Source organism: Edaphobacter flagellatus, from assembly GCF_025264665.1.
Classification (GTDB): domain Bacteria; phylum Acidobacteriota; class Terriglobia; order Terriglobales; family Acidobacteriaceae; genus Edaphobacter; species Edaphobacter flagellatus.
Genome location: NZ_CP073697.1, coordinates 2,566,305 through 2,579,283, shown reverse-complemented (window position 1 = coordinate 2,579,283; position 12,979 = coordinate 2,566,305). Strand labels below are relative to the sequence as shown.

The 12,979-nt window shown below is 60.7% G+C and carries 12 protein-coding genes and 1 other RNA gene; 7 read left to right on the top strand and 6 right to left on the bottom strand.

Going from position 1 to position 12,979, the window contains the following annotated elements:
• Positions 1-34: 34 nt before the first annotated feature.
• The gene (locus KFE13_RS10805; RefSeq protein WP_260703133.1) at positions 35-679 is read right to left on the bottom strand and encodes a hypothetical protein; all 645 of its coding nucleotides are present in this window, start codon (positions 677-679) and stop codon (positions 35-37) included.
• The gene (locus KFE13_RS10800; RefSeq protein ID WP_260703132.1) at positions 676-1,161 is read right to left on the bottom strand and encodes a MarR family winged helix-turn-helix transcriptional regulator; all 486 of its coding nucleotides are present in this window, start codon (positions 1,159-1,161) and stop codon (positions 676-678) included. The genes KFE13_RS10805 and KFE13_RS10800 overlap by 4 nt, the downstream gene beginning before the upstream one ends.
• An 88-nt stretch (positions 1,162-1,249) precedes the next feature.
• Between KFE13_RS10800 and KFE13_RS10795 the strand changes: the two genes are divergently transcribed.
• A complete protein-coding gene (locus KFE13_RS10795) occupies positions 1,250-1,954 on the top strand; it encodes a hypothetical protein (protein ID WP_260703131.1) in 705 nt (234 codons plus the stop codon).
• Between the two features lie 137 nt (positions 1,955-2,091).
• Positions 2,092-3,201, top strand: a complete 1,110-nt coding sequence (locus tag KFE13_RS10790) for a c-type cytochrome (RefSeq protein WP_260703130.1) — start codon at positions 2,092-2,094, stop codon at positions 3,199-3,201.
• Positions 3,202-3,223: 22 nt separating this feature from the next.
• Here the strand turns inward: KFE13_RS10790 and KFE13_RS10785 are convergent, their stop codons facing one another.
• On the bottom strand, positions 3,224-4,033 hold the full coding sequence (locus KFE13_RS10785; protein WP_260703129.1) for an anti-sigma factor family protein: 810 nt from the start codon (positions 4,031-4,033) through the stop codon (positions 3,224-3,226).
• Positions 4,030-4,623 (bottom strand): sigma-70 family RNA polymerase sigma factor, encoded by a 594-nt coding sequence (locus KFE13_RS10780; RefSeq protein ID WP_260703128.1) that lies wholly within the window; start codon positions 4,621-4,623, stop codon positions 4,030-4,032. Before KFE13_RS10780 ends, KFE13_RS10785 begins: the two co-directional genes overlap by 4 nt.
• Before the next feature lie 113 nt (positions 4,624-4,736).
• Between KFE13_RS10780 and KFE13_RS10775 the strand changes: the two genes are divergently transcribed.
• Both KFE13_RS10775 and KFE13_RS10770 read left to right on the top strand, forming a co-directional pair.
• Complete coding sequence (locus KFE13_RS10775; RefSeq protein ID WP_260703127.1) at positions 4,737-5,747, top strand: metallophosphoesterase family protein; 1,011 nt, start codon at positions 4,737-4,739, stop codon at positions 5,745-5,747.
• Positions 5,744-6,544, top strand: a complete 801-nt coding sequence (locus tag KFE13_RS10770; protein ID WP_260703126.1) for a heme-binding domain-containing protein — start codon at positions 5,744-5,746, stop codon at positions 6,542-6,544. The genes KFE13_RS10775 and KFE13_RS10770 overlap by 4 nt, the downstream gene beginning before the upstream one ends.
• A gap of 6 nt (positions 6,545-6,550) precedes the next feature.
• On the opposite strand, the gene KFE13_RS10765 is transcribed toward KFE13_RS10770, so the two are convergent.
• Positions 6,551-9,250 carry an ABC transporter permease gene (locus KFE13_RS10765; RefSeq protein ID WP_260703125.1) on the bottom strand — a complete coding sequence of 900 codons (2,700 nt, stop codon included), beginning with the start codon at positions 9,248-9,250 and terminating at the stop codon, positions 6,551-6,553.
• A 10-nt stretch (positions 9,251-9,260) separates the two neighbouring features.
• On the bottom strand, positions 9,261-9,602 hold the full coding sequence (locus KFE13_RS10760; RefSeq protein ID WP_260703124.1) for a PadR family transcriptional regulator: 342 nt from the start codon (positions 9,600-9,602) through the stop codon (positions 9,261-9,263).
• A 134-nt stretch (positions 9,603-9,736) separates the two neighbouring features.
• On the opposite strand from KFE13_RS10760, the gene rnpB reads away from it, so the two are divergent.
• The 3 genes from rnpB (at position 9,737) to KFE13_RS10745 (ending at position 12,972) form a co-directional block, all read left to right on the top strand.
• An RNA gene (gene rnpB, locus KFE13_RS10755) (RNase P RNA component class A) lies at positions 9,737-10,161 on the top strand.
• Between the two features lie 549 nt (positions 10,162-10,710).
• The gene (locus KFE13_RS10750; protein ID WP_260703123.1) at positions 10,711-11,997 is read left to right on the top strand and encodes an MFS transporter; all 1,287 of its coding nucleotides are present in this window, start codon (positions 10,711-10,713) and stop codon (positions 11,995-11,997) included.
• Positions 11,998-12,099: 102 nt separating this feature from the next.
• Positions 12,100-12,972 carry a TlpA disulfide reductase family protein gene (locus KFE13_RS10745; protein WP_260703122.1) on the top strand — a complete coding sequence of 291 codons (873 nt, stop codon included), beginning with the start codon at positions 12,100-12,102 and terminating at the stop codon, positions 12,970-12,972.
• Positions 12,973-12,979 lie beyond the last annotated feature (7 nt).

Here is a 12,979-nt window from a genome sequence, read left to right as displayed (position 1 = left end):
GCCACTGGGGCTTAATTCGGCATGAAGAGATCATCTACTTCTGCCTGCGATAGACCATGGGTTTTGTCTTGTCCCAGTACAGCATCTCCAGCGTATCGCCTTCGATCTTCAGCATCTCGCCATGAAATGGCACGGTTGCAATCGCCTCCGGATTCATGACGAAGGTGATATCCGTGTCCAACTCTTTCAATGCGATCGCACCGGAATCCTTGTTGTAGACCGGCATGCGAATGATTACCGACTTCGCCGCACTGGCCGCTGGAAAGATCGCCATGCCGTCGCGGTCTGTTGTCGCGCTTGCGTCGCCCTTCTCGGTCGTCAGCACCACCTCAAGACGCGGCACGGGAGTACCCTTCTTCGTCGTCACCCACACACGAATGTCAGGCGTGTGCAGCGGCAGGCTGCGTACCAGCTTGAATGGCGGCTCCGTGGGCGGGCGCGTATCGAGCACGACAGTCTCGCCAGCAACGTGCCACTTGCCTCGCGCTGTGTAGTCAGCCGCGCCGTACGACAGCATGTATGCAAACTGCCCGCCACGCTGCAGTACGAGCTCTGACCCAACCTCGTGTTCGCCTTCAAGCACATAGCGGCCTGCTACGCGCTCCGGTGTAGCGCCCTGCGCAACCAAAATCAGCGCGGCGAGTACCCCGGCAACGGAACTTGTGCGCAGCCTGCTCATGTGTCTTTCCCGCCCAACTTGCTGTATCCCGGATGCACACCCGAGACCAGGCCGTGGCTTTCTGCCACACGCGTCAGCAGTCCACTCAGGTTGACGCGCTCTTCTTCGCTCAAGACCGCCAGCAATTTTTGCGAATGCTCGCGACCTACCTTCGAAACAATCGTTAGCGCCTGCTCGCCTTTGCCGGTCAGGTGCAGCGCATAGAGCCTGCGATCCTTCTCCGACGGGCGGCGCTCGATCATGCCGCGCTCCTCGAGATCGTCGATCAGGCCTACCAGACGGCTGGCATGCATTCGCAGCCGCTTTGCGATCTCCTGCTGCGAGATAGCCGGCTCATTGCCGATCAGCCGCAGGATGCCCGCATCATGCGGCGCGAAGCCGTGCGGTTTCAACGCCTCGGCAAACTGCGAGGCGGCATACCCACCCACCTGGGCGATCAGAAAACCGGCTGCAAGCGATGGAGGAGGAGCAAATCGTGCCATGCGGGCATTCTTTCATAAATCTAATCATTGACAAAATTAATAATTACTGTCGTTAATGATTAACGACATGTCGTCCAGGAGAGACTCCATGAATACCCATAACGCTTCGCTTCCCATCCAGCGCTTCCGCGGGCCGCACATCGGCTTCGTCGCGCTCGTCTTCGTTGGCCTCTTTCTGGCCTCGCTCTTTCCCGTTACGGCCTTCGGTGGCATGCCCTACTTCCCAGGCCCGGCCGCAACCGTCGACCAGATGGTCGACTTCTTCTCCAAACGCTATCCGGCCGTTCTGCTCTGCGCCTTTCTGCAGTTCGGCTCAGCGATCCCGCTTGGACTTTTCACTGCATCGGTCGTCAGTCAGTTGAACTTTCTGCGCGTCCGCGCCGCGGGTACCAGCATTGCCCTCTTCGGAGGTTTCCTGACTGCCGCCAACGTCATGGGAACCGCATGCTTTTTGTGGGCAATGACCTATGCCGACGTCTGGCACAGTCCGTCGCTGGTGCAGGCGCTCTACCGCGTCTCGTTCGGCCTCGGCGGCCCGGGCTACTCGGTCTGCTTCGGCATCCTCGCGGCAGGCGTCTCGGTTACGGCGGGCTTTTATCGCCTGCTGCCGCGTTGGCTTGTCGTCATGGGACTTGCCGTTGCCGTCATCGGCGAGCTGAGCTGGTTTTCGATGCTCAACCTCAAATTTGTTCCTCTAATCCCGCTGACCCGCTTTCCGGGATTCATCTGGATGATCGCCGTCGGCTTCGCTCTGCCCCGTCAGCTGCGAACTGGAGATGCATCCGCAGCATGATCCGTACGTTATGGAACTGGTTTCGATATCGCACAGGCGCGGTTGCAAAACCCTATCGCGCCTGTGTAGCCTTTTCCTGAGGAAGCAAGCGCAGTTTATCCTCTCCCGATATCTCCACCTACTGGAAACTGGAAACTATGTCACGGAGTCTTCGCCTCCCCCTCGGTAAAGCCGTATCGCTCGCTGGAGCGCTGCTTCTCTCCGCCGCCGTCACCGGCTGCCGCCAGGACATGCACGACCAGCCAAAGTTCTTTCCGCAGCGCGGAACCAGTTTCTACGCCGATGGCCGCTCTGTGCGTCCGCAGGTTGTGAATACGGTGGCGCGCTCGCAGGCTGAGACGGCCAGCTACTTCACCACCGGCCTGGTGAATGGAGCCGAGGGCGACGGTATGCCCTTCAAGGTGACGCTCGATGTGCTCGAACGCGGACAGGAGCGCTACAACATCTACTGCACACCGTGCCATTCGCGCGTGGGTAACGGCAAGGGCATGGTGGTCGAGCGCGGGTATTATCCGGCGACCAGCTTCCACTCGTATCGGCTGCGCCAGGCGCCGCTGGGGCACTTCTTCTCCGTTATCACCAATGGCTACGGCGCAATGCCTGACTATGCTGCACAGATCCGTCCCGAAGACCGCTGGGCCATCGCGGCTTACATTCGTGCGCTGCAGCTGAGCCAGAACGCAGCTTCGTCCGATGTTCCTTCCGGCGCTCATGTAGTTCCGATTGCGGCTGTTGAGGAGAGCACCGGCTTCTCGCGCGACTTCCTCGGCGCATGGCTCGGCTCATCCTCCACATCCACATCGAGCGCACCGGCTGTCTCCGCCCCAGCGACGACTCCTGCAGCCACGACGGACACGGCAAAGACCGCGATCGCCGCTGCGCCTCTGGCTCCGGCAACAGCGACCAAGCCCGGCAGCAAGAATGTCGAGGTCGCCGGCATAGCTAAGCCTGCAGCACCGCAGGCCGCTGGTGCCGCACCCGCTGCTGAGGCTCCCGCAAAGGGCGACGCTGTGCACGGCAAGGCCGTCTACGCAGCCAACTGCTCGGTCTGCCACCAACCCACACGCGCCGGCATGCCGCCCGTCTTCCCATCGCTGATCGGCGTCGTCGATCGCGTCGGCGAGAAGCGTGTCCGCACCGTCGCGAAGGAAGGCATCCCCGATGCCAAGCCGCCGATGCCTCCGCATCCAGATCTGACCGACAAGGACATCAGCGATCTGATCGCCTTCCTCAAGACCAAGCCCTAAACATACGAATGGGAGCCACGAATCAGTGGCTCCCATTTTGCGCTTGTTCGATCGAGCGCACTAACTCAGCCAGCCTTGCTGGATCGACGTCGCTGATGGCAACGGCATCCAGATCGGCAGTGCTGAACGAGACCAGGTGATAGCCCGCACGCTCCTGCGTCTTCATCGTCTGCGTACTGTTCGTGCGCTCCGTTAGAAATACGGAGACGCGATGCCTGCCGATGCTGTACAGCAGTTGTGCTGCCGGATGGCCGTAAAGATACGCCAGGTTGGCTCCGTCCAGCTTCGTATCCTGCGGCAGCGGTTCCGGCAGGTTGAAGCTGAAGGGAATCTTGCCCTGGAACCACGGCTTCACGGTGTGGCGGTCTGACGAGACGACCTGCGGCTGGCTGTTGGCCAGCGTCGCTACATGTTGGTCGACAACCTCAGCAGCCAGCGACGCGGTCTGCATGGCCGTAGCATCCGCGAGGCGCGCTCGCTGCTCGACCACAACGGCTCCCCCTACGGACAGCAATAACGCTGCGGCTGCAGCCCATCCCGCTAGCGCCATGTTTCGCTGCGTGCCGGTTCGCGGACCGGCGCTCTTATCGCTTGAAGCTGCTGCGGCCTGGTGCGCGGAAATCTGTGACCTGATCTTCGCCTCAAAACCGGCAGGCATCGTATGCCGCTGTCCATTGCGGGCGACGGTATTTTTCAGCAGCGCATACTCCAGCGCATCCGATGTGCACGACGGGCAACGATCCAGGTGCTCCTTGGCGACGCGCAACTCCTCGGCCGCAAGCTGGCCATCAATCAGAGCGTTCAGGGTTACGGCTGAAAGATGCCCGTTCATGCGTTTCGTCCTTTCGACTGACGTTGGCCCTCTTCAAGCGACCGGCGAAGCTGCGCTCGTGCGCGGGCGATGCGCGACATGACAGTGCCGATCGGCACCTCCAGCACAGAGGCAATCTCCTTGTACTTCATCTCCTCCACATCACACAGCAGAACCACCTCCAGCAGCGGAGGCGGAAGCTTCTCCATCGCCTGCATCACGGCCTCCTGATCGGCGAGGCGAAGCAGATTCAGCTCCGGCGTCTGCCGATCGATGGCTCCCTCCAGATAAAGCACCTCGCCGCGTTCGTCCAGTTCGTCCTCGAGTGCGACTGTGCGCCGCGCGGCCAACCCGCTGCGCGAAGTCAGGTACGTATTGCGCAGGATGCGGAAGATCCAGGCCTTGAAGTTCGTTCCCTGCTCAAAGCCTGCGAACCCTTTCAACGCCTTCAGCACCGCCTCCTGCACCAGGTCCTCCGCATCGCCGCTGTTGCGTGTGAGCCAGCCTGCCACGTTATAGAGCGCAGGCAGCAGCGGCAGCGCCAGATCCTCAAAGGTTGAAGGACTGGCCTCTGGTTGGCGTTCTGCGCGCTTCCAGGGCAGTAGGGTCATTCGGGTTTGCTCAGCCTCGCTGCATACGAAAACTGACGGAGCAACGATTTATTCCGCTGTGGCTGGAATAAATTTCTCCGACGGCGGTTTACATCGGCGGAGGATACACACACATGAAGCATATGGAAAACGCCGGGTTCGCGCACGTCTCCCAGGAGCCTGAGCCGGCCGCACAACCTGCAGCTGCTGACGCAGGCGATGGAATCGACCGCCGCAACTTCCTCAGCTGCATGGCCTGGGCCGGAACCGGCCTGCTGTGGAGCGTCGTCGGTGGCGTGCCCACGTCGAAGCTGTTTGCCGCAACGACTGGCGCAGGCAAGGCTGCACCGGCCGCCTCGTTCAGCTTCGTCCAGATCAGCGACAGCCACATCGGTTTCAACAAAGCAGCCAATCAGGACGTAACCGGAACGCTGAAGCAGGCCATCGACAAGATTAACCACCTGCCCACAACACCAGACCTGCTGCTGCACACCGGCGACATCACACAGTCGTCGAAGGCCGCCGAGTTCGACACCGCGCAGCAGATCATCAAGACGGCGCGCGCCGGCGAAACGCTCTACGTGCCCGGCGAGCACGACACCGCCATCGACGATGGCGTGCAGTATCGTCAGCGCTTCGGCAAGGGCGCCGTCGGCAACGGCTGGTACAGCTTCGACCACAAGGGCGTCCACTTCATCGGGCTGAATAACGTGCAGCAGATCGATGCTATGGGTAAGCTCGGGCCAGACCAGCTGGCATGGCTCAAGAACGACCTTGCGCAACTCACGCCTTCGACGCCTATCGTCCTCTTCGCGCACATCCCGCTCTGGATGGTCTACCCGAAGTGGGGCTGGGGAACGGAGGATGGAGCGGAAGCGCTCAGCTACCTCAAGCGTTTCGGCTCGGTCACCGTGCTGAACGGACACATTCACCAGATCGTGCAGAAGGTGGAAGGCAATGTTGCTTTCCACACGGCGACTTCGACGGCCTTTCCGCAGCCCGCACCGGGAACCGCTGCGAGCGCGGGCCCGATGGTTGTTCCAGCGGGCAAGCTGCAAAGCGTGCTTGGCGTCACGAAGATCAACTACATCGCACGGCACAGCCATCTCGCTATCGTCGACTCTTCGCTGGCTGAAAAGGCATGAACCGTACGCACAAGATCATCGCCGGCTGCCTTGTTGCTTTGGCTACATCTGTGCTGCTGGCGCACGCGCATCCGTTCGGCGATGCGGGCCTCGCTGCGCCGCGGCAACAAGGGACGATTCTGCAGCACGCCGACGTCCCTGCTGCGGTGCGCACGACACTGGAGACGAAGTGCGCCGACTGCCACTCCATGCAGCCCCGGCCTCCGCTCTATGCGCGGATAGCGCCCGTCTCCTGGCTGGTCGAGCGCGACATCGTCGAAGGGCGCAAGGCGATGAACCTCTCACAGTGGGACAGCTACTCTGCCGACAAGCAGGAGGAGCTCAAAGCAAAAATCCTCAGCGAGACAAAATTACATAAGATGCCTCTCCCGCAGTACCGTTTCATTCACTGGAGCAGCACGGTGACCGCGCCGGAGATCGACGCCATCGCCAGCTGGGCACGTGGCTCCACTGCGTCCCCGGATATCTCGACAGCCGGACAACCCCTGATGGCAGCCGATGCTGTTCGCGGCAAGCTGGCCTTTGAGAAGCGTTGTACCGGATGCCACTCGCTCGACGAGAACCGCGAAGGCCCACACCTGCGTGGAGTCTACGGTCGCGCATCGGGCTCGGTGCCGAACTTCGGCTATTCGGCGGCGTTGCGTCAGGCACGCATCACCTGGGACGACAAAACGTTGGAGCACTGGTTAGCCGGACCGGATGAGTTCGTGCCCGGCGTCGACATGGACTTCCACGTTGCCAAGCCGCAGGAGCGTGTCGACATCGTGCGCTTTTTGAAGGAGAGCGCAGGCAAATGATCTCTACTACTCGTACCGGATCGCTGCGATCGGCTCGATACGCGACGCACGCAGGGCAGGCAGAAACGAGGCCGCGCATGCAATCGCCGCGAGCAGCATGATCGATCCACCGAAGACCAGCGGATCGCGCGGCGTTGTCTCGTACAGGAAGCTTGCGAGCAGCTTCGACAGCATGACGGCTGCAGCTAGCCCGGTTATGCAACCTATTGACGCAACGACCGCGTTCTCGCGAAAGACCATCGTCATCACACGCGAGCGCTGCGCTCCCAGCGCCATGCGAATGCCGATCTCCGCTGTCCTTCGCGAAGTCGCATAGGCCAGCGTTCCGTAGAGCCCGATCGCCGTCACCAGCAGCGCGCACGCGGCGAAGAAGATGCCCAGCACTGCCATCATTCTCTCCGTGCCCAGCGAGTTGTTGATCAGTTCGTCTATCGGATACACCACGGGCGCCGGAATCGAGGGAGCCAGCCGCGATGCCAGCGAACGCGATGCCGCAACCAGCGGACCCCACGGCCCGTCTACACGCAACACGGCATTCAGCGAGAGCTTTGGCTGCTGGTCCTGCTGGATGGGCACATATGCAGCCGCTGGTGCAGGCGAGCGCACGTCTTTGTACTTCGCATCGCCGACGATCGCAACGACTTCGAACGAAGTCTTCTGGCGCACGCTCACGATCTGGCGTCCGAGGGCTTCTCCGTTGGGGAAGAATTGCTTCGCGGCCGACTCATTAAGGATGATCTTCAGCCCACTGGCCTTCGTATCGTTCCATGTAAAGTCACGGCCTTTGAACAGCGGAATACGCATGGTCCTGAAGTACTCCGGTGCAACACTATTCAGCCAGATCAGGTGCTCTCCGCCTGCCGGGCTGGAGTAACTTCCATTCCATCCCCTGTGGGAGAGCGGTACCTGAGACTCGAAGCTCACGTCCTTCACGCCAGGCTGCGTTCGTAAGCTATCGCCGATCTGGCGGTAGAGCTGGATCAGCTCGTCTCCTTCAAGCTGTTGTTTGTCCATGCTGAAAGCAATGTTCACTACGCCGCGTGGATCGAAGCCCAAACCGGAGCGATAGAGCCGCGCCAGACTTGTTGCCAGCAGACCGGCGCCTGCTACCAGCACCAGCGCGAGCGCCACCTGTGCCGTCATCAGCGCACGCGGCAACAGCTTTCTGCGCTCAGGCGCGCGGCTGGTGTGCTGGCCTTCTTTGATCTGCTCGTTGAGTTCGCTGCCTGTTGCGCGCAGTGCAGGCACGAGGCCAATCAACACCGAAGCGGTTACAGCAATCAGCGCAGAGAAAAGGAAGACACGCATATCGAGTGATGTATCCAGTGCAACGCTTTCACCTGGGCGGCGTCCACCCAGCAGCATCGCCGCCAGTGCATGGCTTACCATCGGAGCGGCTAGCAGTCCGAATGTCGTTCCTGCCAGTGCCAGCAAAAGGCTCTCCATGAGAAGCTGTCGCACCAGCCTGCGGCGTGTTGCACCCAGCGCGAGACGTGTTGCCAGCTCGCGCTCACGCGCTGCGCCGCGTGCCATCAATAGACTCGTGAGGTTGAGGCACGCCAGCAGCAAAATGCCGCCGCACATCGCAAACATCGTCACCAGCGGCTTGCGGAACAGAAAACGTACATACGCAAAGCCATTCGAACCCGGTTCTGCACCGAAGCGGAAGCGGCCTTCTTCGTCTTTGATGTAGCTCGCGGCGTCGCTCGCCGCATGCAGGATCGGCTCTGATATGGCCTGCAGCTGCGCATTCGCCTGCTGCAACGTCATGCCCGGCGCGAGCCGCGCCATCACTGTCAGCCACCACGCATGCATGCCTGCATGGATGTGGTCTCGTGGCGCATCGAGGATGGGATCGGACGATAGCGGAGCGTAGATCTCCGGCTGGGTCGTCGGATCTGCACCTGTAAAACGCTTCGGCATCACGCCGACGACCGTGAAGGGCGTATTCGCAATGACCAGCTTGCGTCCGACGACATCAGGCTCGCCGTTGAACCATCGCTTCCAGAACGGTTCACTGATGACCACGGCAAGCCCTTCCGGGCTTCCGCCCACCTTGTCGTCTTCGGGCGTCAGATAGCGACCCAGCAGCGGAGCCACCTGCATCGCGGTAAAGTACTGTCCGCTCACCAGCACGCCGGGAATGTTCTCGTTGCCAACCTTTCCGCGCACCTGCAGGACGTCGTTGTTGAAGGCAAAGACATTCGCAAATGCATCGTGCCTGTTCTCGAGCGCACGGAAGAACGGAGTGCAGAAGGAGTAGTTGGCCTGTGGGCCACCTTCGTCGATGTGCAGCACGGTCATCTGCTGCGCGTCCGGGACAGGCAACGGACGCAACAGCAATCCGTTGATCAGGGAGAAGACCGCGGTGGTCGCGCCCACGCCGAGAGCGAGCGTCAGCAAGGCGATCGTCGTAAAGCCAGGCGAGCGCATCAGCAGGCGCGCGGAGAATCTGGCGTCGCGCGTCAAATCTTCGAGCCAGCGGAACTGCCACACTTCGCGCAGACGCTCGTGCCAGCGGCGCTGGTCGCCGAAGCGCTTCTTTGCGGCTGTCTTCGCAGCGTCCGCCGACATGCCTTCGCGCAGATACCTGGAGCGCAGCATCTCCTGGTGAAACTCCAGCTCCTCGGCCATCTCACGATCCCGGCGCCGCCGTTGAACCAGCGAGCGCAGCCGCCCAATCAGCTCATGCATTCCTGAAGACATCGGCGCTCTCCTACGAAGCCTGCATCACAAACGCTACGGCGGCAGAAAGGCGCGCCCAACGCTGCGTCTCGGTGCTCAGCCGCTTCTTCCCCTCAGCCGTCAACTGGTAGAACTTGGCGCGACGGTTGTTCTCGGACGCTCCCCATTCGGCCTTCAGGAGGCCGCGTAGCTCCAGCCGATGCAGCGCCGGATACAGAGCGCCTTCTTCCACGCGCAGCAGTTGCTGCGAGGTTTGATGAATCCACTCGGCCACTGCGTAACCATGCTGCGGGCCGCGCATCAATGCCTTCAGAATCAGCATCTCCAGCGTGCCCTGCAGCAACGCTCCGGAGTCGGTGCTCTCATCTCGCATCCATTTACTTCCCTAAATGATTTAGGGAAGACGATAGTCAGCCCACTCGCAGGCTGTCAATCCTGTTGTGACGAACGGTGCTCCTGGCTCACTTGCTGACTCGCTCCTGCTGCGGACTTGCTAAACTGGAGACTGCAGGCGGCCGGACGATCGCTGCCGCTCGCAAGAGCGGGGGAGGAAAGTCCGAACTCCGCAGGGCAGTGTGCCGGATAACGTCCGGGACGGATGGTTCAAGCCATTCGGACGGCCAGTGCAACAGAAAACATACCGCCTTCGCGCAAGCGGGGGTAAGGGTGAAAAGGTGCGGTAAGAGCGCACCGCGCGTCTGGTAACAGACGCGGCATGGTAAACCCCACACGGAGCAAGACCAAATAGGCAGGGACTTCGTCGTCACTCTCCAGACGGCGGATGTGCGTATCGGCCCGGTGCGCCAAGGCGGAGAGACCCGGTTTTGCCGGGAGCCGGAACCTGCGGGTAGGTTGCTGGAGCGGCGCAGTAATGCGTCGCCTAGAGGAATGATCGTCTAAAACAGAATTCGGCTTACGGGCCGTCTGCAGAAGTCTGGACATGGCCCCGAGGATCGCGGAAACGGTCCCGGGGCCGTCACCCCCTCCCCCCTATGTTTCCGGATAAATGCCTTGTTTTGTTGCGATTGCGTGATTTCAACAAGGCAAAATATTCAAAACAGGGGAGTTAGCCCTAAAAATATTGATTCCAAAGGGGTTAGATGCCGAGGTGATGGCTGGATGGGAGCAGGTTTCCCTGTTTTTCGCTCACCTGATTTAAGTGTAGCGAAGTGAAGGAAACTTATCGGCACTTTTTCGCGGCTTTATTTGCTTTGAAATGAGCGATTTGCAATTTTGGGGGGCTTGACAGGATTTTCTGTGGGGTTCCGGGAGGTGGATGGGAATCCGGCTTTCGGAGACGAATGCGAGGCCCCTTGCCAGCTTTAGTATAGCAAGGCGGATAACCAACAAGCGATGGTTTTATCTCCTTATAAATGTGCTGTTTGCATGGTTTGGGCAAGGGCCGATTTTGTTGCTATAAAAACGAATCCCGCGACTCGCGGGTACATCCAAGAAAGGTCCCGCACGGTAATCGAACCCCTATGAGCACAGCTACGACACAGCCCTCGGCTCCGCCGATCGACCCAGAGCTTCCGGCGCCGCTTGGCATGGGAGAAGTGATGCGCATCCCCATGCTGCGCCGTCTTTGGTACGCGCAGGTGGTCTCCGTCTTCGGCGACTTCCTTGCCCTGTTCGCCGTCATCGGCGTGATTACGTTCCAGATGCATGCAACGCCGCAGCAGGTGACCGGCGTGCAGATTGCGTACATGCTGCCGATGGCGATCCTCGGCATTCTGGCCGGTGTCTTCGTCGACCGCTGGTCGGTGAAGAAGACGCTTGTTTCAAGCGACCTGTTGCGCGCGCTGCTGGTGCTGCTGCTGATTCTGGCGCGGACGCCGTGGCACTTCTATGCGATTCTGGCGGCGATCAGCGTTGTCTCGAGCTTCTTCGCGCCGGCCCAGGGAATTGCGATTCGGTCGGCGGTGCCGCTGCATGGGCTTCGGTCGGCAAATGCGCTGATGCAGCAGGTGATGTTCGGCATGAGGATCATCGGCCCGGCGATTGCCTCGTTTATGGTGGCGTCGTTCGGCCCGATGAGCTGTTATGTGCTGGACTCAGTCAGCTTTGTGGGCTCGGCGACCTTGATCGGCACGCTTACATTCGTCGCCGCTGCTGCTGCAAGCGCTACGAAAAGTCACGAGCCGAATCAGGGCGCGCTGGCGAAGATCGGCACGGACATGAAGCAGGGATTCGACTTCATTCTGCATCATGCGGCGTTGCTGTTCGTGATTCTGGCGATGGCGGCGGGCATGTTTGTACTGGGATGTTTTGGTCCGCTGATCGCCGTGTATGTGCGCGACTCGCTGCATGCTTCGACGCGCGCGTTTGGTATTGTCGCCGCCATGATCGGGGTCGGCATGCTAATTGGCATCAACGGACTGAATGCTTTCGGCAAGAAGCTTTCGAACACGCTGCAGGTGTACGGCGGGCTGGCGGGCATCGCCGTGGGCCTCGTCCTTCTGACGCTGCTGCCGTACTTGTGGTCGGCGATTCTGGCGAACCTGATTGTGGGCTTCTCGGTGGCGGGCATTATTGTTCCGTCACAGACGCTGTTTCAACAGGCGACTCCGCCGGAGTTGATGGGCCGCGTGGGCTCGACCTTTATGTCGATTGTGTTTGCAGCGCAGATCAGCGGGCTGGTGCTGAGCGGCATTCTGACGCAGCATATCGGCGTGCGGCAGGTGTTCGCGCTGTGCGCCGGAATGCTGGTGCTGCTGATCGCCGCAGGCAAGATCTGGATGGAACCGAAACCGATAAAGACGGCGTAAAACAACAACTTTTTGTTCAGATTCCGGTTGATTTAAATGAGTGCACATTCGTCCGGCGAACGGTATGATGTGCACTCAACCTTTCGTCCGGAAGCTTCTTTTATGACCCGCCTGCACTCTTTCAAAACCCTCATCGTTCTGTTTGCCTTCACTCTGCTTCCTGCCGCGGCGCAGGAGAAGGCCACTACATTTACTCAGACGGAGCAGGCGATCGTCGATCAGATCAAGACGCTGCGCGCGACCCCAGACACAGAGCGCGGCGCGAAGACCACCACGATTGCACTGGAGATTCGCACGCTTCCGGCGGGCGTGAACAAACTGAAGCTGGCTGTGGCGCTGACGCATCGCGCGACGGAGGGTGACTTCGGCCACCAGACGCTGCAGGCGGTCGCGGATACGCTGGCGGGTGCACTGACCGAGACGCCTCCCCCGGCTGGCAAGGAAGGCGCGCCTGCTTCGCCGTATACCGATCTGGCCAAGCTGGTGCGCTACGAGCATGTGACGACGACGCTGGATACGGCGCCGTATAAGCAGGCGATGGCCGATCTGGCCGCCAATGAAGCTGCGATTGAGAAGGCCGACTTTACGCTGAAGGATCTCGAGGGCAAGGAGTGGACGCTGTCGTCGCTGCGCGGCAAAGTGGTGCTGGTGAACTTCTGGGCGACATGGTGCCCGCCGTGCCGCAAGGAGATGCCGGACCTGGACACGATTGCGCATCGGTTCGCCGACAAGGGGCTGGTGGTGCTGTCGATCTCGGACGAGGACCCGGCGAAGGTAAGTGCGTATGTGAAGTCGCACAACCTGAACTATCCGATTCTGCTGGACCCGGGCCGCAAGACGAATGAGGCCTTTCACATCGAAGGCATTCCGCAGAGCTTCGTCTTCAGCCGCGAAGGCAAGCTGGTGACGCAGTCGATCGACATGCGCACGCAAGGACAGTTTCTGGAGATGCTGGCCGCTGCGGACATGAAGTAGTTTGTCC

Bases quoted from the DNA above. Each gene is read 5' to 3' on its own strand.
- KFE13_RS10805 (WP_260703133.1), bottom strand. From the start codon at position 679: ATGAGCAGGCTGCGCACAAGTTCCGTTGCCGGGGTACTCGCCGCGCTG.
- KFE13_RS10800 (WP_260703132.1), bottom strand. From the start codon at position 1,161: ATGGCACGATTTGCTCCTCCTCCATCGCTTGCAGCCGGTTTTCTGATC.
- KFE13_RS10795 (WP_260703131.1), top strand. From the start codon at position 1,250: ATGAATACCCATAACGCTTCGCTTCCCATCCAGCGCTTCCGCGGGCCG.
- KFE13_RS10790 (WP_260703130.1), top strand. From the start codon at position 2,092: ATGTCACGGAGTCTTCGCCTCCCCCTCGGTAAAGCCGTATCGCTCGCT.
- KFE13_RS10785 (WP_260703129.1), bottom strand. From the start codon at position 4,033: ATGAACGGGCATCTTTCAGCCGTAACCCTGAACGCTCTGATTGATGGC.
- KFE13_RS10780 (WP_260703128.1), bottom strand. From the start codon at position 4,623: ATGACCCTACTGCCCTGGAAGCGCGCAGAACGCCAACCAGAGGCCAGT.
- KFE13_RS10775 (WP_260703127.1), top strand. From the start codon at position 4,737: ATGAAGCATATGGAAAACGCCGGGTTCGCGCACGTCTCCCAGGAGCCT.
- KFE13_RS10770 (WP_260703126.1), top strand. From the start codon at position 5,744: ATGAACCGTACGCACAAGATCATCGCCGGCTGCCTTGTTGCTTTGGCT.
- KFE13_RS10765 (WP_260703125.1), bottom strand. From the start codon at position 9,250: ATGTCTTCAGGAATGCATGAGCTGATTGGGCGGCTGCGCTCGCTGGTT.
- KFE13_RS10760 (WP_260703124.1), bottom strand. From the start codon at position 9,602: ATGCGAGATGAGAGCACCGACTCCGGAGCGTTGCTGCAGGGCACGCTG.
- KFE13_RS10750 (WP_260703123.1), top strand. From the start codon at position 10,711: ATGAGCACAGCTACGACACAGCCCTCGGCTCCGCCGATCGACCCAGAG.
- KFE13_RS10745 (WP_260703122.1), top strand. From the start codon at position 12,100: ATGACCCGCCTGCACTCTTTCAAAACCCTCATCGTTCTGTTTGCCTTC.